Source organism: Colwellia sp. SU-HH01172, assembly GCF_057553355.1.
On sequence record NZ_BAAJMB010000004.1, the window covers coordinates 152,193 to 178,425 of the forward strand.

The following is a 26,233-nucleotide window of genomic DNA, read 5'->3' on the forward strand; positions in this document are numbered from 1 at the left end:
GAATAAACCCAATCTAATTAAGAGTTTAAATGGCCATAGAACCCCGCAATGCTAACAACAACCCCTACAACTAAAACCACAAAACTCATTATAATTTCACCGTACTTCTTTTCGTCTCGACCACCTGGGACTAATATTGATTCAGATGGTACCTCTGTTCTGTAATAAACAAGAACCGATGAACCGGTTTTAAATTGAGCTTGAAAACCTACTGCTTCTTCTTCATCGATAATTGTGTATAACGTTGTCCTATTACCTCTATATTCTTTGCCTTCAACTTCGTAATCGTAATTAACTAAGAAGTCTCGTCTGCTATTGGTGGCCGATGGCCTTACTACTTCGCTGTATACTATTTTTCCTGTTACACTCGGCCAGTTTTTACTCTCTTCAAATTCATGAAACGACTTTATTGCATGCTTCAATAAATATGCTGCCAGTAACACTAAAAATATTCCGCCCCAAAAAGCTCCATTTGTCATACTACTGATATACCCTTTATTTAAAAAACGACTTAACTACAGCCTACGCAGCATTTCGCACTCTTAGTGCTTCTAGTAATAAATCATTGGATAATATAGCGCCTAACCAATCGGTTCTAACGCCTAGCTCAAGTGTTTTCTTGTTGCCTTTTGCATATTCAAAAACGGTAACGGAACCACTACGCAATTTGTTTTTATCTTTTTCTGATGCGGCTTTATACCAAGGCTGGATAAACAAAAAACCTCTATCCTTTAGGTCTAAACTGCCGATTAATTCAACTTTTTGCCAACTTGATACCATATTGATAAGTTGTTCTTTATAAACCAAACGCTTTGAAGATTGGATCCCTTTCTTCTGGTTCACAGAACGTTTGAAATAGCCGTAACGATTACTGTCTAGCGGAGTATTTGCTTCTTCGTCAGCAAAAATCATGGCACGCGCAATTAATACATTTAACGTTTGCGCGAGTAATTGCGAATTACTCGCTTTTTTTGCAACCTTATCTGGATTTTCAGGCACTTGAACAAAAATATTCTTCTGCTTTTCCAACATGGTTTCTAGTCTATTAAGTTGCAGTGTCCAAACTAAGTTATTAGCCTTTAACTTGTTAGCTGACTTGCTATAAATAGGTAAGGAAAAAGGGTCACTCCATACTAAGTCAAAAGACAAGTCCTTAGTATTAAGTGGCTTTTTAAATGTTTTAGCCTGATTTTGTTGATATAAAAAATAGCTGAGTTCAAAAAACTGATCTTTGGGTGTTGTTAGCAATTTGCATGACTCATTACCAGGGCAATAAAAATCGCTACGCCACGGTATACGTTGTTTAGGGAATTTGTATACAACATCTAATAACACTTCATCTCCCCATTGCCAAATAGAGTTAAATTCGACACTATCGGCCTCCACAGGTAATAAAGCTGGAGTTCGCTTTAAGTTCAGTGTTTTTATATCTGTTCTTATCTGTGCTTGTTTTACTTGCTTAGTATCTTTCATCTCAACCAGAGTACGAGTACTTCTTACCGCATTTTGGATGGCTTTGTCGTTAGGTAATTTTGCCCCTCGCCATACCTTTGCAGACAGTGATAAACCTGTGTTATTGATGCCATCTATTAGGACAAAATTTTGTCTTTCCACAGCAAACACTTGCACCATAAAAGTGACTAATACTAAGCTACAGCAAGCCAATGCTTTGAGCCACTTGATAAAATATATGTATATATTCATATACGTCCCTAATCCTCAATACCGTTTCTGGTTAACTACAATAGGCAAATGCCTGCTAAGACCGATGGCGTTAGCTAACTATTTGCAACTTAATTCTTTACCGCTCCACAGTGGAACTTCTAGTTCCCAATTTATGTATTCACTCAAATTTAAGGTAAGTGATTCACGATCTAAAAGTTGTAATGTGCCGCCTTTAAATGTGAAAACCAACTTACCGTCACCTAGCGTTAATTTACAATTAAGAGAATCACAACCTGTCGCAGAGCCAATACCGGCAGAAACAGCGCCTGAAATGGTGCCAACCGATAAACCGCCGGTAATTTCTGAGCCACTGATCTCAGCAATATCTAAATCACCAAAACTGCCAAATTTAACTTCAGCTTCCGCTTTGCGGATTTTAGCTATAATGCCGCCAAATACAGGGAAAGCTAACTTAGCTTCTCCACTGACACAGCCTTCTTCACAGGTAAGGTTATATTTGCCAGATGCTTCAATGCTAAATGAAGGCTTAAAGGTTATACCAACCGTAGCTTCCCCTTTAATTTCGACTTGAATACCATAACCAAAGGCTGTAATAGGCCAATTAATATCTAGTGGTGGGGCTTTTTTACCAATGACACAATCACTACTGATTTCACCACCACCACCTACTTGATGATAACGGCTACCTTCTTTGACAAAATTGTTACAATCTTGACAACATTCGTCGCCATTTTTATAAAAACCTTTAATGGCTACTGTGGGGATGTCACATTTTACAGGCAGTAACGCCAATGCTTTATTAACGGCTGAAACGATCTTACCTAACCCTGGAACTTGTGTCGGGTCAATTTCAGTTCCTATTGCCAAAGAGACAAGTTCCCCTTTAGCCATACATTCAGGGTGCTGACAGTTTCCATCTTTACACTCTAAGCAGGCTTGTTCTGAAGAGCCATCGCCACACTTGAGGGTATCCTTAGCGGGATCTTTTACTACGTCACCATTTTCACATTTTTTACATTTAACATCATCGTCAGAAATATCGGCATCATCATCTACGTCTTTTGGTGTACCATTTTCACAGCCTGGCATTTTACAGTCGCCTTTAACATCGCTGGTATCTGGGATGTCACTGTCATCATTGACCTGTACAGCGCTGCCATTTTGACATTCCGATTTTTTACAATCCCCAACTGAATTAAGCGGCGCCAATCGTGGATCTCCCGATACTGGAACACAATTACAATCGCCGTCACAGTCCTGACAAATAGGGCAATTATGAGTGCAACCCGCACCACCAGGTTGAGAGCCACAATGCCAGCCGGCTTTAATGACGCCAACTCCGGGATCGGATGTTACTACGCTGCCATTTTCACTCACTGTTCCTAAACCGATAGTGACAAATTCTTCCAAATCATGATCATAAGAGTACATCTCTACTTGAGCACCAGGGGCATGACCGTCAACATTAGGTAGGCTTAACTGGGCCGGAGGATCAAATAAGGCTCCAGTAGGCTGCACTGTAACTATAAATTGTGGCTGCATACCATTAGGTGGCGCCATAGGTACTTTTGAGGCATTAACAGCTGTAACCGAAATCAAACCTTCTCGCGAGCCATCAGGAAATGTGACTGAGTCTTTGAGGATACTGAGCTTAAAGCCGGGAAATTCGGGTAAAGTCAAATCCACATCTTCATTACCCGCAAATACAGAGCTGTCGGTATCTAATTTGACCATGTAAATAGGCGCTGATAACGGGTTATCTACACCAGAAATAGTGACTAGGTTATAACTTAGAGAAGGAAATTCGCCGGGTAAAGTTGCGGTAGAGCCATCGGCAATTAAATGAATGGGCCCGACTGGAGACTCGGTAATAATAAAAATGCCGTTGTCATTAGTGATGCTTTGTCTATTGGTTCCTTCAACACGTACGGTAACTCCTGGAATTGGCGTATCTTGATTATCCAATACAACACCACTGACTGTGGTATCAGCACCTTCTACAGGTAATAACGCACTGGCGGTAAAGCCAGCTGTTATGATTTGTCCAACAGGGGCATCAAGTAACGTTGCAATGATGCGTTGAGCATCTAGTCCTTCTAGGTCACCTAAAATAAATTCGGTTGTTGCTCTGCCGTCGCTATCTGTTAGTGCTTCTATACTTTGCAATTCATTGGCACTAAACTTTCCGCCACCTTTGGTAACATCGAAGCGAATACGCGCGTCTTTAACCACATTTGCCCCTTCATCGGTTACTACAACCACCAAAGGCTCAGGCAAAACTTGCCCGACGGCTCCACGCTGATTATTTCCTGAATTGACGCTTAATTTATTACCTATTTGACCTGTGGCAGAGGCATTAAAAACTACTTCACCGTCAAAGCCAACCACAGCCGCATTTACTTTGTGATTAGCGGTGCCAACACGAGCACCTAGTTTAAATTCAGTTTGCGCTTTACCTTCAGTGTCTGTTTCCACAACGACCGCTCGTCCTTCCTCTTCTGTTCCTACAGCAACGGCGCCAGAGCCATCTTTAACCCTAAAGATTACCGCGGCATTATCGACGGGCGCATCGTTGTCGTCTAGCACTCGAACGACTAATGGCTCCGTGAGCAATTCATTAATCATTGCGGTTTGACCTTGGCCACTGAAAAGCTCGAGCCGTTTGCCAATGACTTCCTCACGATTGAGATTAATAGTAATTTGAGCGGTATTACCCACTTGATCTGAGCCGGCAATAGTAATTAAATTTTGTCCTACTGCTATTGGTAAGTCACGTACGGCATAACTTCGATTGGCAATTTCTGCTGCTACACCATTAACGGTAACATTGGCTTCCGACTGTTCAATAGTGCCACGTACGATGTCGTTGACTAAACCGGTAATAGTGACGGTTTCAGTGAAAACTGTATCATTGTCCTTATGAGAATCTATGGTTAATTGTGGAGGAGTGAGATCTAAGGAAATCGAAATACTGTCAGTGCGTATAACACCATTTTTACTTGCTCTAGCCTCAATGCTGTTTTTGCCTTCCTCTAATGCGACATTGCCACTAAAATCACCCATATTGTTGGTGATTTCTACGCCGTTTAAGGTGATTTTTGCATCAACAGGGGAGATAGTACCTGTTACTGCAACAGGCGAAACACCCAAAGTGGTTAAAGATTGTGGAGAGGTAATTTGAACACTAACAGTCGCAGGCGGGGGAGGCTGTACATCAGTAAAGGAAAATTCATAACTGATAGAGTTCCCAGTCGGCACACGACGATCTTGGCGAATTGAAAAAGTATCGCTACTAAGTGTAGACTCACCTTCGGCTAAGTTTTCAAAAGTCAATTCACTATCGATAATGACAGTCGAACTTTTTGAACTAGTGACTATTGCCGTAATATCTTTTTTGTCACCGCCCACATTTGAGATATTTAGCTTATAGGTATATTCATATTGAGTACGAGTAACTCGTTTTTGACTCACTAATTCTGGCAAGCCAGCAATTATTTCTGCTAGAACAGTCGTACTAAAACTTACCAAAATAAATAGTATTATAAATTTATTAAACCATTTTGCGACTCGCATTTTCTTACCCTTTCAGATAAATGAAATCGAATGCAAATTATTATCTAGGTACCACTACTGTTACTTCTACACCCGCACCAGGTAGTAACGTGCTGTTCATTTATAGCATGACTTTACGTTTGTGTATTAACAGTCCCAATAGCGCCATTAATAACAAGATAATAGTGCTCGGCTCAGGAACTGGGCTTGCGTTGATTACGGAATTGACATTGGTACTACCAACACCACCAGCGACCGGGTCAAAAAAACTAGCACCGGTATCGTAAAACTCGAAATCTTGTCGAAATAAGTCGGCAGTAATTGCGTCACTACCGTAATAATGAGCAACAGCACCAAACACACCAATACTTGAATCTAAACTTGGCGCAGATGGTAAAGCAACTAACCCTGCTAAGTTTAACCAATCAGCCAAGCCATCTGCTTCAAAACCTATGGTGAGATCCGAATCGAAGTTCAGCCCATCCCAATCAAGGTCAGGCGAAGACATAATAGCGACCGTATCGAACTTTAAATAATCAAAAGAGACTAAAAAATTATCAAATGAAAATATCTCAGCAGCGTCACTATTATTGGTTATTCTATATTCAAATAAGTAATTGTTGCTGCCGATATGCGTGACATCAACATCAACATCTATAATCAATGTGGCATTAGCCATGCCAGATGAAAGGATGAACACCAGAGATAACCATAGAGTTTTTAATTTAATAAGAGGAAACCATTTGTTTAGTAATCTTGATCTTACTTGTAACTTCGACATACAAATCCCTTCTTTACGGGTTAAGCCATCACAGAGAACGTAAGTTGAAATACTATAAAAAGGGTAACGCTTAATTTACGACGTTTTGCTACTACCTATTCCCATTAGTCCAAGCATTCAAACATCTCTTTAGAGCGGTTTATTAGATTTTTTTGAGTTTCAAACTTAGGTTTAGTCCATTGCCAAATATATTTCAAGAAATTAACAAAATTATTTCAAAAAACTTAGGATTATACATGCGGCGTTTAAGTTTTTGTTTTTAAAGTGGTTTATCGGTTACTTTAGAAGAAGGACATATTCATTTATTAGCCAAGCTTAACTTTTATGCAACATTTTATCTATATGGTTATTACTTAAAATAATTAAGGTTATTAAAATATTACCGCGGTAATAATGAGCCGCTACTAAGGGTAATCACCGATATTACAGTCGAACAAGTTGGCAATTTTTGTTTACAGTTGCGTGTGGCAAAATACTTTCTGACTAGCGTCAAACATTTATCACAAGGGCTACCTAGCTGCTAAGTATTTATTACTCGTAAATAAGGTAATTCATTGACTTAATTTTTTTTTATTTTTTACGCTATGCTTTAGGTTAAGTTCATCAATTACAACAAATAATGAATATAAAACTTACATTACGACATTCTTTGCAATTGTTAATCGTGCTATTGCTTGCTTTGTTTGTGGTTTTATTATCGTTACCTAATTCATTGCTTTTTTCTGTGCTGAATAAGTTTGCTATGAATAGTGAGCCTTTTCCCGTGGGAGTGTCTTTTAAGCAACAATCTCAGACTACACCGGTGCAGTTTCGAGAAGTAACCTTTTTGGCAGGAATACGACATAGCCACCTGCAACATACCGGAAAAATTTCTGATATAAAAGACAGTTTTTCCGGCGGCGCTTGTGCTGCTGATTTTGATAATGATGGCTGGGTCGATTTGCTTTTTGCAACCGGAGGTGGTCAAACGCGATTTTATGGTGAAAAGGCTTGGTGGCACAAACATCAGCCGGTGGTTTTATATCGAAATATTGATGGACAATTTAATGAGCAGACCGTAAATAGCGGTATAAATATATCGGGCTCTACCACAGGTTGTGCTGTTGTTGATGTCAATAAAGACAATTTACCCGATGTGATCATTTCTAGCACAAATGGCAGCTATTTGTATCGAAATATGGGCTTATTTCACTTTAAAGCGATTGCTGAATTTACAGATATCGCAAGCAAAGGTTGGAGCAATCATATAAGTGTTGCTGACTTTAACAATGATGACCTGCCCGATGTCTATTTTAGTCAGTTTTTGACCTACAGTAAAAATATCAAAAAATTGGAAAATGCAACTGGCTTTAGCGAGCAGCACGGACGTCAGTTTGACGCAGCAGCCTTTGACGGCAGCGCCAATCAACTTTTATTAAACCAAGGTGATTTTACTTTTCGAGATGCGACCAAAGAGTTCGGTTTAGGACTTTTAAACGAGCGCAGTGTCTCTGCGCTTCCTATAGATATCAATAACGATGCAAGACAAGATTTGTTGTTGTTTAACTTATCAAACCAGCCCATTAGAAATTTAATACAACAAAAAGAGGGGGGATTTACTGAAAACCCAGACTGGAAAACGTCACTTTCTAGTCAAAACAGTTATTTTGCCACTATCGGTCAGGAGATATTTAATAAAGAGCCTTTACTTGTTATTAATCGTGGCCAAGGAGAAGCTAAAATTGCTCTACATAACTGGCATCAACCGGCCAACTTGAAGGATGTCAGTTGGGAGTTAGGGATAAATAGCAATCAGCAATTATTTCAAACGGTTTGGTCGAGCAATCAATCGGACTTTAATAATGATGGCTTTGCCGACTTGGTTTTTGCTACGGGCAAAATTGTGCCCGATAACTTTGCAAAAAAAATGACTGGAGCGCAAAAAAATCAATGCCTTATTGCTAACGGAGAGCAAACTGGCATTTATCAAAGAGCCCCTTGTACAAAAGCTGTTGCTACTTCGTCACGTAGCGTCATTAATCTTGATTTTAATAACGATGGCTTACAAGACATATTATTCGTCAATAATAATGACTTTCCGCAGCTATTACAAAATGTCAGCGAGAAAAATAACCATTGGTTGTCGCTAACCATTCCGTCTAGGTTGGTATTCACTGGCCATACGGTTGAGCTTAGCGCGGGGAGCAACACTGTCAGTCGACCGGTCGGCCATCAGCAAGCCTTATTTGGCAATAACGACCCACGTTGGCATTTTGGCTTAGGTCAGCTTGCAGAAGTCAGAGTAAATATACGGTCACCATCAGGTGATATACTTGCTCAACAAAAACTGACTAGTAATAATTTTTATCAGTTTGTTGATCAATCATGGCAACCTTTATCATTGCCAACAAACCGAGAAGTATCGTTAACAGATAGCAAAGAACATCGTCAATATCAGGAAATAAGAAGTGTTGATACGTTGGTTAAGTATTTTGCAACTCATGCTTACGGTATTGATGAGCATCGCCATTTACTCAGTGTTTTTGCTAATATCTCTGAGCCTGAGCGCAAACTGTTAGCACATATAATTACCACGTCACCACACGCTAAGCTCCTGCCTTTTTACCTCTTTTTGTTGGAACAGTCATCTACTGTATTACAACAAGCCGCTTTTCACGCCATCACTGAGCTTGAACAGGAACAAAGTAGTCAACACTTGCTGACGCTGCTGGCTAATAACACACTTTTAGCGTGTGACGTCGCACAAGTTTTTTTAACTTGGTTTGATGAAGAAGAGGCCGTATTGAGATCAAAATATCGAGCAATTCCTCATTTACTGCGGATATTAGAATCTGTCGATTTCATTGAGCATCGTGCTCATAGCACTAATTCCGTTAGCGCACAAAAACAAGCTACGCTGATTGAGCAAAGCCTTGAACATAAAACCCGCAACGCTATTTGTGCAGCCCAGTCGCTGGCAGCTTCAGAGCATCCTAATGCTGCGTTGGCATTATTAGCGTTACTAGAGAAAAAAAATAATGCTAGATCATTAAAGGGCAGAGCGGCAACTTATTCATCTCCTACAACCGATGATGAACTGACACCTGCTTTGCTCAACGCCTTAGGGAAAATAAGACAAGGCAGTGCGATATTACCTATCAGGCAATTATTACAAAATAGCGATGAGGTAACGATTATTCAACAAAGCATTATTGCATTGTTGAGACTTAATGATGCGAACCTCGATAGCTTAATAACATCTCAAATAGAGGATAAAGCCCGAGGTAAACTAATTTTTGCTAGCTTGCTTACCTTAAACGAAGCGAATGACGCCATTGTTGCTTCGGCAGGGCAACTGTTAAAGTGGCAACAACTGGCGGCAGAAAATATTGTTATCAAAAATATCGAAAATATCGAAAATATCGAAAATATCGATAGTAAGATTATGCAGCTTGCCTACCTAAACGCACAGCAAAAAAAGTTGCTCGCTAATGTCCCTGTTTGGCGATGGCTATTTAGTCATGATGAGCAGATAAAGAACTTGGCCATTAGTTTAATATCAAAACTTAATAGTAAAACGATTAGTAAACACCGTAGTGAGTTGGAGCAATTATATTGGAGCCCAAACCTAACGAAGTTTTCCAGTAACTGGCTCTTCGAGACTATTGATTACCCTGAACAACGCATCTTAACTATCTTAGATAAATTATCACATCAAGAGTTATTGAACCTTTTGCCTTATTTTCCCCGTACGTCTGACAATTATCAAAAACGTATGATGCAACGATTAGTTAATTTGCCAATGGAGTTGAGTTTAACTTTTGAACAAGAAATGAATTTATTTCAACATTGTTTAGGTTCTTTTGCCGATAAGTTCGATGGCTTGGAAATACCAGATCTCAATAATAATATCCGACTATCACTTAAAACCTGCCAGCTTATTTCATTGGTCAATAATAGCACTATCAAAGCGATAAAAACGAGCTTTAAAAAGCAATATGCAGTGGAGTCTGTCGCGGAACAGCAGCACATTACTGAGAAGTTAGCATCAGTGGTGGCAACAGATTTACTTACGCCAACTAAATGGAAGCTTATATCTGCGGTATTTTTTACCTCAAAACAGTTTTCAGACTCGATAGCAACGTATTGGGCTTATCGAAATTTTCAACGGGATGTTTATAGCACCAATTGGCTAGTCAATCTGATAAAAAAAGGTCAGCCAGGTATTGTTAGGCAATGGTTAACGCAGGGTGGTTATGGGTACTTAAGCCAGCAAGTAGATATTGATAAACTGATAAACTCAGCAAATATCAATCTTGATGAGCAACAGTTACTGACTCATTTCTTAGCCGAAGATACGTTGAAAAGCCAAGCTTTAATTACGAGTGTACAACCATGAGAATTTCAGGGCGTCCAGAGTCTGCTATTGGCCACTGGCTACACAGCTTTTTATTGGTGCTGATCGGCACAGGTTTTAGCCATTACTTTTTTGCAGCTCACAGTAGCCTATGGCAAATAGTCAATTTACTGCATATTTTATTCGGCGTCTTACTGTTTCTCACGCTCTTTCCTTATCTATTTTTTCATGTCATGCATACGCACGGGGTTCGGCGTTTAGGCATGTTCTTAACCGGAATACCTTTGTTAGCGGCGTTAGCGACATCTGTTTACACCGGCTTGCAAATGATGTGGCAGGGACAATTAGAGAGCCAACTAGCTCGTCAATCTCTACACCTGAATGCCGCAATAATTGTCACTTTATTTGTTGTCATGCACATATTACTGCACCGTTTTTCGTTACCTAAACATCGAAAAAATAAGCCAGACGGTTACTATAAAACGTTAACTAAGCTCCCGGCAGCATTCACTGTTACCATTGTCGGGGCACTAAGTTTTACCGCTATATTATATTTTACCGATTTATATACTAACCAAGCCTACAGCGAATTACCGGCAGTTGAAGATTATCAATACAGCTACGGCCCACACCCTTTTAAGCCCAGCCTAACCACGACCGAGCAGCAAAAGTTCATTGATATAAAAGCACTTAATAATTCTGACAAGTGTGCAATCTGTCACGCTGATATCGCGATGCAGTGGCAAGCCTCAGCCCATCGTCAGGCTGCGTCTGATAAAAGCTATGAAACCAATGTGACGCTGCTGGCACAAAAGAAAGGAATAGCGGCTACTCGTTACTGTGAAGGTTGTCATGCTCCGTTAGCTTTGTTAAGCGGTGAGCTTTCTGAAGGAGGTACTCATGGTGGCGTTGATGACAGTATTGCCAATAGAGAAGGAGTAAACTGTCAGTCATGTCATGGCATTAGTGACATTGTTAATACTAAAGGGGTTGCCAGCTATCATATGTCAATTCCTAGTCCTTACCTGTTTGAAACATCTGATAATCTACTATTGAAACAATTGAATTTATATTTGATACGTTTGTCTCCTCAGCAGCATAGAAAAGACATGAACGCGCCGATAATTTCTGATTCAAGTTATTGTGCCAGCTGTCATGCGCAATTTATTGATCGTGACGTCAATGATTGGGGTTGGATTCAAATGCAGGACGAATACTCAGCTTGGCTTGGCAGCCCATTCTCTGGTGGTGACGACCCCAAATTTGCTGCAAGTAAGAAACAGCGTTGCCAAGATTGTCACATGCCTTTAGTACCGGCTGATGATCCTTCGGCAAATTCTGAGAGTATGGTGCGTGATCACCGTTTTATTGCCGCAAATACTATGCTACCGACGCTAAATGGTGATAAAAAACATTTACAACTGACGAAGGATTTTTTGCAAGCCAATAAAGTACAGATCACTATCGATCCACCCGCCCGAAAGAAGGCGACAGAAAGTGCCATGCGATTGAATGAAAGCTTGCGCGCCATATCGATACAGCCACATTATTATTATCGGGGAGAAACTGCCCAGCTTAAAGTCATCGTTTCCAATACCGGAGTAGGCCACAATTTTCCCGGAGGCACGGTTGATATTAACCAAGTATGGATTGAACTGAGCGTTGTTGATGCTGAGGGAATTGAAATATATAGCAATGGTAATGTTAATAAACAAGGTATTCTCGACCATGACGCCTATCAATATCGTTCTATTCCTGTCGATCGAAAAGGTAACCATGTTTGGCAACATGATTTGTTTAATATGGTTGGAAAAAGCTCAATGAATGTTATTAAAGCCGGGGAATCCGACGTGGTTGATTATCAATTTGTACTACCTTATTGGGTGAAAGGCCCGATTTCCGTATCGGCAGTAGTCAAATACCGAAAGTTTAATACTCGATACGCTAAGTGGGCGTTGCAAGAAGAATATCAAGCGTTACCAATAGTTGATATGGCTAGAGCATTTTTAACGATTCCGGTGAGAACACAAATAGAAGCTACAGATAATTATCAATAATAGCGAGTGTCGGCTAAGTATTGTAATGGTAGGGTAAAATGAGAGTTACTTTTCTTGTTTCAAATTAAGCTTTATAACTTAATCTAAACGCGTAACTCTCATTTTTCATACTTAGTTAGTAAGTGCTAGTTTTAGCAAAAAAATGAAATTATTTTTTAACCCATTGACCGGCAGCATTTTGGATAAAATGGCCTGATTGGGTTTTAGCTAAGGCTTTCTCACCCGCTAAAGCGGTAACTTGCTGCATGGTGATTTTGTTCTTGCGCGCCAAGTTCATATAAATGCTTTTGCGCTTTTTATTAACACTGGCCACTAAGCTTTTTGCTTCCACACTTTCAACCACTACCCCTAAATAGCCGTTGGGCATTTCACCCACGAGTCCTTGTGTTTTTGCATCGCTAAGTGAGATAGCCCAAGCTGAAAAAGCCAGTGTTGACACTAAAAGTGCGAAGGTTAGTTTTTTTACAAATCTGTTCGTTAAGTTATTCATCATAGCTCCCTAAAATACGTCGCTTTCGTCACTAAATATGTCATCGAGTTCTTTATCTACTTTTACTTTTATTTCATGATCAATTTTTAAGTTTAAATTAATCGTGATCGGCTCTTTTGCACTCACTTCTACTTTATGTGTACAGCCGGTTATTATAAAAATAGCTAACACTGTGGTTAGTATTTTACCCATACTTACTCCTTAGTTTTTTTGTAAACCTTTAATAATATTTTCTTCAAAACGTTGGGTTATTGACAAAGACTCAAGCAAACCAAGCAAGTCATAACTTAATTTCAAATTCAGATTAACATCGTTATCGATATCGGGATTACGGCCTTTTATTACCGTCTCTAAAAGCATGTATCCGTCGTCTGCCATAGAAACCGCAGAAGACAATTGATGATAGTGCAAGTTTTGCAGCGCATCAAACGCTAGTTGCAATTGCGTATTACTGGCTTTTAACTCAGCCACTGCTGGGTTATCAATTACCTGTATTAGGCCATTGCTAATGTTGTGTAGCTCACCATTATCAATAGTATATTTTTCACCATCAAATGTAACGGGAAGTTGTCCTGAGATGTCACCAGTCACCACAATACCTTGCTTTTTGTCTAATGCTAGTACTTGTTCTAAGTCTATACTTTCAAGCTGAACGTCAACTGAATGGCCATGTTCAAAAGGCCATTGAATTTTTGGAATGGAAAAACTACCGCCTAAAACATCTGCTTTAAGTTTGCTGGCTGAAAATGCAAAGCTTTTATTAAAAGTCCAATTAGTGTTAATTGAAAGTTTTGATATTGGCGTTGGGGTTTCAATTAGCTCAACGGTTAAGTTCTCTTCGCTATTCGGCTTAGTGGCAATTTTACCGGCAAGTACGGTGAAATGTTGCTGCCAATTTAATTCTTGCAGCCAAATGCCATCGATATCACCACTGGCTGATGTGACAGCGACAGAGACGTTAAAAGGTGTGCTTTCAATATTATTTAAGTCAGTTAATTGACCCGATACACTGTAATCCAGCAAGCCGTCGATAAGCTCAATTTTAGTGGGGAGTTGTATATTCAATGACAATAAGTCGGTTAGTTGTAAAGCGTTTGCTGCGACTTGTAGCTTAGGTGCAAGGGCAGGGCCTGAAATAATAATACTGCCAAGATTAATGCCGTCAGCACTTGTGGTGGCATTCATTTGAATGTCATCGAGATCACCTTTAATTTCACTAATAAGATCAAATGAATTTATTTGCAGTGTTTTTGGCATATGTAGCTGTGCAGCCTGGCTGTGGGTTTTCAAATTCAGGCTAAGCGTATTGTCTGGCTGCAGTTGAATATTGCCGTGTAACATTGTCCGTAGCGTATTTAAACTTAATAACGCTTGTCTCTTTGTTTTCCCTGCTTTTGTCGAAATTACTTTTTTCCCGTTTTTCCCCCCACGGCTATTTTGCTTTGTCAGTAATATCTTACTGGCAGTGATTGCAGAATTTTCTGTTAAATTGAGGGTTGTATGTTTGCTAACTCTTGCTAATGAACCTGCTAAATGCAAGGTAACAGGTGCTGTGGTCAATTTGCTTAACTCTGCCAATTTAACTTGGCTATCAAGCACAAAATGGTCAATGTTTAAGGTATCGCCTAATTGATTGGCAGAATTTTTTGTTTTTGAATGACTGGTGGCTAAAGCAAGGCTAACGGTATTAAGTTCTGCCTGATGAACTCGCTGATCGCCACTGGCAATAATTTCAATATTACTAAGATTGAGCTGCTCATTGTTAAAAGCAAAGCGTGTATTGTTCGGTAATTCGACGTTTAGCAAGGTTAGTGGGTTATCTTTTATTAGCGATATCACTGTTGGAGAGATTTTGCTTTTTTCTAACATAGTAATCAGCTGAGCCTGACTATATTCCAGCGACAGGACATTTTTTTCAATAAATGTTAACGCTAATTCGGCATCTTTTTCATCACTTGTTTTCGTTTTATTGGTACTGATAATATCCTTAGGCAATAACGGCAATTGGCTTTTGAAATTTAATGTGCCTTGCAGGGTAAAGGCACCACTATCGCCGATGCCATCTTCAGAAGTTAGTAGAAGATCTGTTATTTTAGTTTTGACATTGACTGAGTCAGCTTGGTATTCAATTAAGGTGTTTATACCGCCGGATATGTCAATAGCACGCAAAGTGTTTTGCAACTCAGCAGTAACAGGAAGTTGATGAACATTGGCGAAGTGTTGCAATTGCTGCATTTTACTTGAAAAGGCGATAGAGAAAGCTTGTTGGTTTCTGCTTTTACTTAATTTAGCGGTAATAAATTCTATGGCTTCGCTGTCCCGTAACGAAAATGAAAAAACGTTATCTAATGCTGAGAAACGTGCGGTATAAGTGACTGTCTGCTGGTCTGAACCGCTAGACGTTTCCGCTTGAGCTTTAGCTGTAAAAGGTACATAAAAAATCTCAGCAATATTGATTTTTATCGGCAGCTGAAACTGTTTAATTTGTTGAATTAATGGCCTTAGCGTACTGGACAATACTTGGCTAACAGTTTTATTGTTGTTTTGCTTATTTTTAGGTTGATTATTGTTATGCGCAAATAAAGGCGCAGTCCCGAAAACCTTAACTTGGCTAATATCAATATCTGTTAGGTTAATTCCTGATGAATATTGCCACATTACGGCCATATCAAGGATTTCAATATTGGCTTTAGGGCTTTTAAAACAGAGTTTATCAACAAGAACGCTCATGTTACTTGTTAGGCTAATATCTAAACAATTAATTTCAATATCGAGAGACTTCAGTTGTTCACTGGCAAAGCTATTTATAACTGAAATACGGGCACTATATGTGATGGCCATAATAGTGAAAATGGCGATAACTAGCATTGAAAGAAATTTAATAAAACGCACTTAGGCTCCCTTGCCAAATAGCCCTTGCCCGTTAGGCAAGGGTAAAGCTTATGCTGATTAGGATAAAATACTCAGATAAATTAGTTGGCGACCCCTTCAATATCGCCGCGCATGACAGGGTAACCTAAATTCATCCAGCCGAATATACCTTCCCATAAAACAGCGGTGCGCGTATAGCCACGTCTTCTCAATTTTTTTATGGTGTAATCAGCAGCGGCTCGGGGGCAAGAACAGTAGGCAATAATTTGGACATCTTTTGGAATACCGGCAACGGTTTCGTCAAGGTCAGCATAATAAGGAAATGGAATTGAGCCTTCAATATGAGCAGTTTGCCAAACTGACGGTACGCGGGTATCGAGTAGCACCATTCTTTTCTTTGCTTGCAATGCTTGATGTAAATGTGCTGATGAAACGTACATGCCGTCTTGCAGCGTAAAGTTTGGGTCTTGGCCGCCTTTATTGATAACGTACTGCTCAGGTGTCGGCAGTTCCTTAAGTATAGTTCGTTCTTCTTTCCAGCCTAGTGACTTACTACGTAAAAAGGCGGTAATGCTGTTTATTTCATCTTGAGATAAAATATCTTTGAAAGCTTTCATTGGTGTGTCTTGTCGGCCATTTTCTATGGCATGACGAATAAATTCATCAGTATTATGTGCTAATGCCGACTGATTCGCTAAAGCTGGGGCGGAAACGCCTTGGCCTTTTTCTCCATGACATGAGCTACAGTGTTGCTGATAAACTTTTTCTCCTTGTTTAATGTCACCTTGCACTGGTTTGGTAGAAAACTTCAACCGCTCAACACCTGACATTTCAAATAGCCAATAGGTTAGGTCCCAAGTTTCATCTAACGTCATTGGCCCTCCAACTTCATCTAAGTAGCCACCCATAGCCGTACCTTTTCTACCGTATGACATTGGGCGCAATATTTGATGGGCGACGCCAGACTCCATTAAACTTTTACTGCGCAATGATGGTGCATGATCATTAGCGTGGCCTTCGCGGTTTTCGCCATGGCAAAGTGAGCAGTATTTTTGGTAATTGGCGGCGGCAACTTTAGACTGTTCGGCCGTTAATTTTCGTGGCGGTGGGATGGTGCTACGATCGTGATCTTGTGCAATAGACAAGTTAGGTAGCAGTAAAACCAAAAACAAGCTTACTATTCCCGATTTCTTTACGCTGATAAATTGTTGTTTATACATATGCTTTGTCGTTTTTAGCGGGATGTTCATGACACCATATTGGGCTTAATGATTATCGTCAATCTTTAATAGGTAATTGAAAAGACTAGTAACAATTAAATACTTAACGGAAGTTTTTTTCATTTAATTTTTTACGATGCATAAGAGATGATTATTGATAAATCGGCTTGTATCAGGATTGTGTGAAACGTTATGATAGCGACCATTTGAAAACCTTAAACTTAAGAGGGACGCATGTCTACTGCTCCACTAGATCGTATTACCATTGAACCTAACGTACCCGCAACAGCCTGTGTGATTTGGCTTCATGGTTTGGGTGACTCAGGTGATGGTTTCGCACCGATAGTACCAGAACTTAATTTACCCAAAAATCATCCAGTAAAATTTATCTTTCCACACGCGCCACAGCAAGCGGTTACGATTAACCAAGGCTATGTGATGCGTTCATGGTATGACATTAAAAGTATGGACTTACATAACCGTGCTGATATGGCTGGTGTATTAGAATCTGAAGTTAAAGTGAAAGCTTTGATCAAAGAGCAAATTGACAGTGGTATTGCTGCCAGTAATATCGTTTTAGCAGGCTTTAGCCAAGGCGGCGTAGTGGCCATGTTTACTGGCTTACGTTACCCTGAAAAGCTAGCTGGTATTATGGCCTTGTCTTGCTACTTACCTAATGCCGATGCACTGCCTGAGCAGTTAAGTGCCGCCAATAGTCAAACCGCTATTTTACAACAACATGGCGATAATGATGATGTTGTGCCGTTAAGCGCAGGTAAAATGGCTAACAAATTATTGAAAGCTGAAAACTATCCGGTTAAATGGCAAACTTACCCGATGGCGCACAATGTTCACCCAACTCAGGTTCGTGATATTGCCACTTGGTTAGTTGCGCAATTAAAGCTGGCGTAAACAAATTCTTTGGGGGCAAGTTAATGTCAGAAGTGAAAGTTAAATTAATTTTCGAAAAAGAAAATAAAAACAGTATTCGATTTAAAGAATCACCTGAGCCTGGAAAAGCCGAAGTATTAGGCAGCGTCTATTTACAGAAGTGGGTAGCTGGCAGTGCTAAAGCTATTGAGGTGTCAGTAAAAGTTATTGACGAGTAATTTAGTTCGTTTGAGTTTAAGTGCAGCCGAATATATTACCTGAAAATGCGCTAGTTTATCGACTAGCGCATTTTTCTATTTTATGACTCAGCGCTTAGTTAAGTTTTTTGAATACCAACAGGCGGTTATTAGCCGGCATCTCATGATCAGTTTCTAACGATAATCCCGCTTTTTCTGCCAATTCTAGTATCGCCTCAATATCGCGAATACCGCTGTCACTATCGCGCTCTTTTAACCATAAATCGAAACTTGCGTTACTTTCACTGGTAAATTTTCCCTGATAATTAAATGGTCCGTAAATACAACATTTACCGCCAGTGGCTAAGTGTTGAGATACACCCTGAAAAAACGCTTGTACTAACGGCCAACTGACAATGTGTAAGGTATTGGCGGTATAAATAGCATCAACTTGTGTCATTGGCCAAGGGTTATTTAAATCAAGCACGATGGGAGCAATTAGGTTACTTGCAGGAGATGCATTTAGCCATTGGCTAATACCCTGGTGATTTTCAATAACGTCACTGGTTTGCCAAGACAACCATGGCATATTCTCAGCAAAATGTACCGCATGTTGTCCGGTGCCCGAGCCAATTTCTAGTACGGTTTTATTACTTTGAAAACTGTGCGCTAGAATAGACAAAATAAAGGTTTTATTATTTTCGCAGGCCTGTGAATAGGGTTTGTTCATGTTAGGTTGCTCTTTTTTTTGATTTATCAGATTAATTTGCTTGGGGTAATTTAAAAGGCAAAAGTTGCTGACACTGCTGTTGATAATTTTGCATTTGTTGTTGCTCTTGTAGACAAAAGGCTTTAATCGCAGGTCTAAATTCTGCATGTTTGATCCAATGATACGACGTGGTTAACTTAGGTTCAAAGCCGCGCTGTATTTTATGTTCGCCTTGTGTGCCCGGGTGAAATAAACGTAAGTTATTTTCAATACAAAATTCTATGCCTTGGTAATAACATAATTCAAAATGTAGATTGTTATAAGATTGAGTGCAACCCCAATATCGACCATATAAACTATTGTTATCATAGAAAAACCAGGCACAGGCTACGTCTTCATCATTACAGCTGGCGATGATCAAGAGTACATTCTCTGGCAACTGCTTAATGACGGATTGAAAGAATTGAAATGTTAGGTGTGGCGTGTGGCCACGCTTCAAATAAGTGAGTTGGTAGGTTAAGTAAAAAAATTCCAATTCTTTTTCACTAATATCACCACCTTTAACATGCCTAATTTTAATGCCTTGCTGAGCAATAGTAAGGCGTTCTTTACGGGTGTTTTTTCTTTTTCTGGCAGTAAAACGTGATAAAAAGTCATCAAAGTCTCGGTAATTATAATTAAGCCAGTGAAACTGCACGGTATTACGTTGATAGACATTTTCAGCGATGTGATGTGATGATTGCTGTGCGGCGTCATTTGAAGCCTGACAATACAGTAAATGCCAACTATTTAGTGCCGATTGCTGGCAATGCTGATTTAAATAAGGAAACAAGTCACTAAGCGATATTTTTTGGGATAATAACTTATTAGTTGTTACGGGAGTGAAAGGGACGGTAGCTACGAGTTTAGGATAGTAGGGAACATTGTGATGTTGAAATGCATCAGCCCAGGCCCAATCAAAAACATATTCTCCCCAAGAGTGAGATTTAATATACATTGGCAGTATAGCGTCAACCTCATCTGCATTTTTATCATTATTACAGCTACTTAATTGCAAGTGATGAGGTTGCCAACCTTGTTGGGCCGATACCGAGCCACTACTTTCTAAACATTGGAAAAATTGATGATTTGAAAACAAAGATGATTGACTATTGAGCCGTTGCCAGTCTTTCTTTTGAATTTTGCTAATGCTATCTACAATGTCAATTTTCAATGGTGATTTTGTTACTTTCGGTGATATTAGTTGCAGCTTAACAGAAGTTTATGGTTTTTGAGTATTAATTAACACTGCTAATATTTCATCGTTAATTATTGCGCTACCAATAAAAAACAGTAGGTACTGCGCAATGTACAATATCTACTGAAGGCTGGGAACTGAAGCTGTTTATACTTTTAAGCCGCTCTTGCTCTTAAGGCTAAGCCTACTAACGCAATGCCGAATAGCGCAATTGATGTTGGCTCTGGTACTTGGCTTTGTGCTGAAAATGATGATTGCATATCAATCGTACGCGGTGAATTATTGCTTGTTAAAAGAGCATTTGCAGCCAATGGTTGGTCAAATGACAAGAAGGTAATTCCGTTAGCTAAACCTGATAAATTGCTGAAACTGATATCAATATCAAAGTTTTGCATATCAAATAATTGATAGATCATGCCGTCGTTTTTAGCCGAATTCCAGCGCCAGTTAATTCCATTTGCTAATAATCTGTCATTTGGATCATCCATAAATAGAATGTTGCCATGCTCATGCATGTTGTTAAAGTTCATTTTAGCGCGGCCACCATCACCTTCTCCGGGTTTATCAAGTAAGGTAAATAATGCCAAGTTATTATTATGCTCTGCAAAAAACATCACAATACCGTCATTTATTTCTAAGCCAGTATTTGAAGACCAACGATGACACATACTGTCGTAATCATAGAATTCAGTGAAATTTTCATCTAATGATAAAGGTTGAACTTGAGTGTTATTGTTAAGTGTTATCAAATTACCACTCGCCGTTGTTGTCAAAGTTAGTAATACCAATGCGATTGTTTTATTAAAGTATTTCATCTTAATATCCTCACCTTTACTGATACTTAGAAATAGCAGCATGTATACCAAGATTATTTCTTAGTGAAATTTGACTCGAAGGTTGGCTCGGATTTTTATCTAGTCTTTTGTTTTATTTGGTTTTTGTTTTTGTGTATTTTAAGTTTTTGAACAGAAATATTCTTTTAAAGTAGGGGATAGTTCACTGCAAAATGCAATAAAATTTGCTGGTATTCGCATTTTGCAACAATGCTATTGCGATATGCAATGTGAAAATAGTTTAATTGTTAGTAATTGAAAATAAAGTTCAAGCCGTATTAAATAACCTGAACTAGACATAAATACCACTACTTTAGATTGAATGTTGGTAATGATTTGAAATAGTTATATTTTTCATTCTCATTATCCCGAGTTCAGGTTGGATATGTCAAAGCCACAGGTCAAGGCTCTGTGGCTTTTCTTATTAGGTAAGCTAAGTTATTAAAAATAATAATTAGCTTTCACATAACCTCTGCGACCAACAGTATCATAGGTAAATACGTCGGTATTAGCATCATTCCATGAAGTTAAATACGGAGGTTGTTTATCGAATAGATTGTCAATGCCGGCCGAAAAAATTAAATCATCAGACATAGCATAGCTGGCTTGAATATCGTGATAGAAAATACTCGGTACTGAACTGCCGATAGGACCGCCAACATTTTCATCATCAGCTTTGCCAATATAACGAATGCTATAATTAAACTTCCAATCTTGCGTTGCTAGCGATGCTTGAATATTACTTTTCCATTTCGCAAAGCTACCGCGATCAGCGGTGATTTTACCTAACAGCACTTCAGTTTCTGCGCCATCAAAAGCTGTGTTTTCGTGGGTTAACAAACGTGTTACATCCCAGTTTAGTGACAGCTGATAGCCGTTGTATTCTGTTTTGTATTTTAAGTTAACATCAATCCCGGCAACTTTTTCCTTAGCTGCGTTCATTGGACGTTTCTCAATTTCAATTACCTGATGGGTATTTTCATCACGAACAATATTATCGCAGTATTCAGCATAAGCAATTGGGTCTGAATAACATAAACGTAGCATGTTTGAACCTGCCACTGAATTAATCGCATTGTCAATTTCAATATCGAAATAATCTAGCGTAACGGCTAGGTCATCAGCATATGGGCTTTGCCACACAGCACCTAATGTTAGGGTGCTTGCTCGTTCTGGACCAACATCTGGGTTGCCACCAACACTGGTTTTAACGGTTGAACCATCTTGCACAAAATCAACCGGAACGCCAGCAGCAAGACAATTATCTTTAATCGTGCCTGTGGCACCAGCGCAAGGATCTACCGTAATAAGGTTTTCCGTGTTTGTACCGCCGAATAATTCTGTAATAGTTGGTGTTCTAAATGCCGAAGAGCGCACACCTCTGAGCATAAAAGCGTCGTTTATACGCCAAGTAAGCCCAAGCTTATATGTTGTATCAGAATCAAAGGTAGAATAATCTGAATAACGTAGTGCGACGTCAGCAGCTAAATTTTCTGCCCAAGCAGTATTGCGCGCCAATGGCACAGCAAATTCAATATAAGCTTCTTTTACTTGATATGAGCCAGAAATGGCATCTTCATCACCATTTTGTTGCGCAATGGTGTCGGGTTTACGCCAGCCTTTTTCGTCACGTTGTTCAATGCCGGCTGCAAAAGCTAAGGTTCCAGCATCAAGCTCGATTAAATCACCGGTTAGTTGACCGGCCCAGGCGCGTAATTCGTTGCCGCCAGTGCCTTCACGTTGGTAAGTGACATAATCAATAACTTCTTGCGAAAGCTCACCAACACCAAAGTAGTCACCACATGGAATTGCAGCACTAGGCTCTGTACTACAAACTGAGCTGTCTATGGTTTGTGCCACGCGAGCATCATTAAAGTCATAACTCCAGCCGTCAGTACCCGTGTTTCTGCCGTAACTATAGCTTAGTTGCCATTGCCAATCGTTAGCCAACTCGCCGTTAAGCATAAAGCTTGTTTGCAAGGTATTGGTTTCTTGAAAGAATTCAGGGTTATCAACTTCGACATTACGGCGGTTTTTTAAGACTAAATCTTGGCCTGTTGGATTATAGATAAAATCACTGGCAACATTGACTCTTGCAAAGCCTCTTGGCGTAACAATTTGGCTTGAACGACGATTTGCATAAATAAGTTCAGTACTTAACTGCACATCATCATTAATATCATAGTTAACTAAGCCTGCAATATTAAAGCGTTGCATTGGACTATATGAATTTAAAGATTCAAACCAGTTATAACCATGTTCACTATTGCTGTAAGTTGAATAACTATTACCGTCGCCCATTGGGTTTTGATTAAATTGTACTTCACTACCGTCAGCTAGCGTTGCACGGCCACCAACTGTTGAGCCGGAATAGAAACATTCAAGTTTGCCATCAACTTCGGTTAGTGGGCAGGGGTTACGCTCTGATTGTAAGGCACTGCCAACATTTACATAATTAACATTAACCACCATATTACCGCGGTCAAAGTCGCTACCTAAAGTTAAGTTTATTTCTTGGTTCTCTGCATCGCCTTTATCGCTTGCGCCTGCTTTCATGGTTAGTTGCGCACCGGAAAAGTCATCTTTAGTAATAATGTTAACCACACCGGCGATAGCATCAGCGCCATAAATTGCTGAGGCACCATCTTTTAGTACTTCAATACGTTTGATCAAGTTAACTGGGATCATATTCAGATCAGGGCTATCGTTTGCCCCAGTACCACCAGCAACAATGCGGCGACCATTTAGTAATACTAAGGTACGTTTAATACCAAGTCCGCGTAAGTTTATTTGTGCTGTCGCATAACCATTACTGGTCCAATAAGCGTTGGTTGCGTTACCTGCAGGGCCTGCAGCAGCCGTCATCTCTTGCAATAACTCTTCAACACTAGAAATACCAGAAAAGGCAATTTGTGCAGCATCAATAACGGTAACTGGGCTAGCTGATTCAAGATCAACTTGCTTAATACGTGAGCCGGTGATTTCAATGCGTTCGGTAGTTTGGGTATCTACTATGTCGGCATTGACGTTGAAAGCTGGGATAAAAGCGATTGAGCAGCAAACACTTAGGTAAGATTTTTTCAGTAACATGGAGAAGCTCTTTGACAACAAATAATAATTGCCGCAACTATATCTGAAAAGTTCAATTGTTTACTGCGACATAATGTCGCACTTGCTATTGATTTATAAGGTTAATTGTCTTTTATTGATTTGAAACAAACTATTAAATAGACTGGTTAAATTAACCACAGCCAGAATCAATATAAGCATACGCGAGTATTTGTTAATGTTGGTTTTCGCTGCGTTGAGTAATAGCAATTGCCACCGTATAATAGCGATAAAACATTTAAGGTAAATTGAAATCATGTCGACAGCAAATACACTGAGCACCTTTATTGGTCAGGTTAAAGACACGCAAATTCTTTGGGCATTGCAAGATAAAGCGAGTGAAGACTGGGTTGTTCTTGACTCGGTTAATTTTGAAAATACGGAAGTTATGCCGCTTTGGTCAACGGAAGCTTTAGCGAAAAAACATTGTGTTGAAGAATGGGCTGATTATATTCCTGCGGCTATTAGTGTTGCGGAATGGATGGAGTTTTGGGTAGAAGACTTACTCGAAGATGGTGTTATTATCGGTCTTAACTGGCAAGAAAATGAAGACTGTCTTGAATTGGAATTGCCTGATTTTACCCAAGCATTGGCCGAGATAGAAACGTTATAATTGGGATAGCTGCCTGTCCTAGTGAAAATCTACTATTAAAAAATGAGTCTAAGCCTTTTTCTTAAGGCCTAGATTCATTTTACTTTAGCAAAGTAGATAATTTTCCAGTGTATAAAACGGCTAAACAACTATTAGTCAAAAAAAATTAAATTAATTTTTATATTTCTAACAACTTATTTTATTTATTTTTAAGTTACTTCAGCAATACTCTGCTTTTATCTTTTCTCACGGCCATTATATTCTACGTTCCTTTATTCTTATTTAAAACCAATGCCTTATATTGGTACTTTGTTTCTATTCCCTCAAATGTTTATGCTCGGATTTTAAGCTCTGTTTTCTGTGAACCGTTAAAACCGGTTTATATTTCAAATTATATTTATTCTTGTTTGCGCTGGTGATTTTTGTCAATGAAGGTGAAATGACTCGCCAACTTCTCAGGTCAAATTAGGCAGTTAGCAAAACTATTCAGTGAAATTAATTATTTAGACATTGGATAATTTCAACTACAGTTAAATTTAACGCTTAAGAATGACAGGAATAAACATGGTGAAAGCAATATTGGAAAAGGGTTATGGCTTATTAAACTCAACGAAAAAATTGGATTTTTTGGCGCCGTTATTACTGCGTTTGTATTTAGTGCCGATTTTTTGGATGGCAGGCACTAATAAAATTGAAGGCTTTGACAATATTGTACAGTGGTTTGGTAATGATGACTGGGGCTTAGGTTTACCGTTTCCCTTTCTTCTCGCCATTTTAGCCATAGGTGCTGAAGTCATTGGCGCTATTGCATTATTGTTGGGTTTTGGTGTGCGTTTAATGGCGATTCCTATGATGTTTACTATGTTCATCGCCATGACATCGGTTCACGGACAATATGGTTGGCAAGCGATTGCAGACGCGAATGCGCCATTTGCCAATGAACGTGTGCAAGCCACTGTTGAGAAAAAAGAGATCATTATTTCTATCTTACAAGAGCATGGTAATTACGAATGGCTGACCAGTAGTGGCAACATTACTATTTTAAATAATGGCATTGAGTTCGCAGCAACATATTTCATTATGCTATTGGTATTATTTTTTATCGGTGGTGGTCGCTATGTCAGCCTTGACTACTGGTTTAAGCGTAAAGTCATGCCAGATGCATAATACGAGCTAATAACAAAACAACACAATAGAACTATCGGAGAATATAATGAATCAAAACACTAAAACTAAATTTCAAGGTGCAGCAGTTGCATTGGCTGTCGCAGGATTAATGGGCTGCTCAGCCGTTTCTGCTGAATCATCAAGTAAAACCGCTGCAGCTAATAATAATATTGCTGAAATGGCACATTGTTACGGCGTGAACAAATGTAATGGTCACAATGACTGTAAAACCGCTGAAAATGCCTGTAAAGGCCAAGCGTCTTGTAAAGGTCATGGCTTTGTTGCTATGTCGACAAAAACCTGTGCTGACATTGGCGGCACAGTAAAAGATGACTGGCGCGGTGAAGTAAACACGGCTGAATTAACGCATTGTTACGGTGTTAACGTATGTAAAGGTCACAATGACTGTAAAACCGCTGAGAATGCCTGTAAAGGTCAAGCTTCGTGTAAAGGTCATGGCTTTGTTGCTCTTGCCGCACAAACTTGTGACGATGTTGGAGGCACAGTTGGCGAATAAGCAAACTGTA

19 protein-coding genes are annotated in these 26,233 nt (G+C 39.4%); 7 read left to right on the plus strand and 12 right to left on the minus strand.

The features are described from left to right. Positions 1-17: 17 nt before the first annotated feature. The 4 genes from AC27JP_RS12120 to AC27JP_RS12135 all read right to left on the minus strand — a co-directional run bounded on the left by AC27JP_RS12120 (position 18) and on the right by AC27JP_RS12135 (position 6,019). Entirely contained in the window at positions 18-479 is a 462-nt protein-coding gene (locus AC27JP_RS12120; RefSeq protein WP_487115414.1) for a DUF3592 domain-containing protein, read from the minus strand. Positions 480-522: 43 nt separating this feature from the next. After that, positions 523-1,704, minus strand: a complete 1,182-nt coding sequence (locus tag AC27JP_RS12125; protein WP_487115416.1) for a hypothetical protein — start codon at positions 1,702-1,704, stop codon at positions 523-525. A 78-nt stretch (positions 1,705-1,782) separates the two neighbouring features. Next, positions 1,783-5,259: a carboxypeptidase-like regulatory domain-containing protein gene (locus tag AC27JP_RS12130; protein ID WP_487115418.1), complete on the minus strand. Its 3,477-nt coding sequence runs from the start codon at positions 5,257-5,259 to the stop codon at positions 1,783-1,785. A 100-nt stretch (positions 5,260-5,359) separates the two neighbouring features. After that, a complete protein-coding gene (locus AC27JP_RS12135) occupies positions 5,360-6,019 on the minus strand; it encodes a PEP-CTERM sorting domain-containing protein (RefSeq protein WP_487115420.1) in 660 nt (219 codons plus the stop codon). Positions 6,020-6,638: 619 nt separating this feature from the next. On the opposite strand from AC27JP_RS12135, the gene AC27JP_RS12140 reads away from it, so the two are divergent. Continuing rightward, positions 6,639-10,397, plus strand: coding sequence for a CRTAC1 family protein (locus AC27JP_RS12140; protein WP_487115422.1), 3,759 nt, complete (start codon positions 6,639-6,641; stop codon positions 10,395-10,397). Next, positions 10,394-12,412, plus strand: a complete 2,019-nt coding sequence (locus AC27JP_RS12145; RefSeq protein ID WP_487115424.1) for a multiheme c-type cytochrome — start codon at positions 10,394-10,396, stop codon at positions 12,410-12,412. The genes AC27JP_RS12140 and AC27JP_RS12145 overlap by 4 nt, the downstream gene beginning before the upstream one ends. A gap of 148 nt (positions 12,413-12,560) precedes the next feature. On the opposite strand, the gene AC27JP_RS12150 is transcribed toward AC27JP_RS12145, so the two are convergent. From AC27JP_RS12150 to AC27JP_RS12165, 4 genes are all read right to left on the minus strand, one after another. Next, positions 12,561-12,902, minus strand: coding sequence for a YdbL family probable chaperone protein (locus tag AC27JP_RS12150; protein WP_487115425.1), 342 nt, complete (start codon positions 12,900-12,902; stop codon positions 12,561-12,563). A gap of 9 nt (positions 12,903-12,911) precedes the next feature. Further along, positions 12,912-13,094 (minus strand): YnbE family lipoprotein, encoded by a 183-nt coding sequence (locus AC27JP_RS12155; RefSeq protein ID WP_487115427.1) that lies wholly within the window; start codon positions 13,092-13,094, stop codon positions 12,912-12,914. Positions 13,095-13,103: 9 nt separating this feature from the next. After that, positions 13,104-15,794, minus strand: a complete 2,691-nt coding sequence (locus AC27JP_RS12160; protein ID WP_487115429.1) for an intermembrane phospholipid transport YdbH family protein — start codon at positions 15,792-15,794, stop codon at positions 13,104-13,106. Positions 15,795-15,874: 80 nt separating this feature from the next. Then, complete coding sequence (locus AC27JP_RS12165) at positions 15,875-17,023, minus strand: c-type cytochrome (RefSeq protein ID WP_487115430.1); 1,149 nt, start codon at positions 17,021-17,023, stop codon at positions 15,875-15,877. A gap of 204 nt (positions 17,024-17,227) precedes the next feature. Between AC27JP_RS12165 and AC27JP_RS12170 the strand changes: the two genes are divergently transcribed. Together AC27JP_RS12170 and AC27JP_RS12175 are read left to right on the plus strand one after the other, a co-directional pair. Beyond that, positions 17,228-17,905 (plus strand): alpha/beta hydrolase, encoded by a 678-nt coding sequence (locus AC27JP_RS12170; protein WP_487115432.1) that lies wholly within the window; start codon positions 17,228-17,230, stop codon positions 17,903-17,905. A 23-nt stretch (positions 17,906-17,928) separates the two neighbouring features. Then, positions 17,929-18,102, plus strand: a complete 174-nt coding sequence (locus AC27JP_RS12175) for a hypothetical protein (RefSeq protein WP_487115434.1) — start codon at positions 17,929-17,931, stop codon at positions 18,100-18,102. 94 nt (positions 18,103-18,196) lie between these two features. Here AC27JP_RS12175 and AC27JP_RS12180 read toward each other — a convergent pair whose 3' ends face one another. The 4 genes from AC27JP_RS12180 to AC27JP_RS12195 form a co-directional block, all read right to left on the minus strand. Then, entirely contained in the window at positions 18,197-18,790 is a 594-nt protein-coding gene (locus AC27JP_RS12180; RefSeq protein WP_487115436.1) for a DUF938 domain-containing protein, read from the minus strand. A 31-nt stretch (positions 18,791-18,821) separates the two neighbouring features. Beyond that, entirely contained in the window at positions 18,822-19,982 is a 1,161-nt protein-coding gene (locus tag AC27JP_RS12185) for a GNAT family N-acetyltransferase (protein WP_487115438.1), read from the minus strand. 179 nt (positions 19,983-20,161) lie between these two features. After that, positions 20,162-20,821, minus strand: coding sequence for a PEP-CTERM sorting domain-containing protein (locus AC27JP_RS12190; RefSeq protein WP_487115440.1), 660 nt, complete (start codon positions 20,819-20,821; stop codon positions 20,162-20,164). A 459-nt stretch (positions 20,822-21,280) separates the two neighbouring features. Beyond that, positions 21,281-23,929 carry a TonB-dependent receptor gene (locus tag AC27JP_RS12195; RefSeq protein WP_487115442.1) on the minus strand — a complete coding sequence of 883 codons (2,649 nt, stop codon included), beginning with the start codon at positions 23,927-23,929 and terminating at the stop codon, positions 21,281-21,283. 274 nt (positions 23,930-24,203) lie between these two features. On the opposite strand from AC27JP_RS12195, the gene AC27JP_RS12200 reads away from it, so the two are divergent. From AC27JP_RS12200 to bufA2, 3 genes are all read left to right on the plus strand, one after another. Then, positions 24,204-24,560: a DUF2750 domain-containing protein gene (locus AC27JP_RS12200; RefSeq protein ID WP_487115444.1), complete on the plus strand. Its 357-nt coding sequence runs from the start codon at positions 24,204-24,206 to the stop codon at positions 24,558-24,560. 543 nt (positions 24,561-25,103) lie between these two features. Further along, positions 25,104-25,706 carry an HvfX family Cu-binding RiPP maturation protein gene (locus AC27JP_RS12205; protein WP_487115446.1) on the plus strand — a complete coding sequence of 201 codons (603 nt, stop codon included), beginning with the start codon at positions 25,104-25,106 and terminating at the stop codon, positions 25,704-25,706. A 46-nt stretch (positions 25,707-25,752) separates the two neighbouring features. Further along, the gene (bufA2, locus tag AC27JP_RS12210) at positions 25,753-26,223 is read left to right on the plus strand and encodes a BufA2 family periplasmic bufferin-type metallophore (protein ID WP_487115448.1); all 471 of its coding nucleotides are present in this window, start codon (positions 25,753-25,755) and stop codon (positions 26,221-26,223) included. Positions 26,224-26,233: the final 10 nt, after the last annotated feature.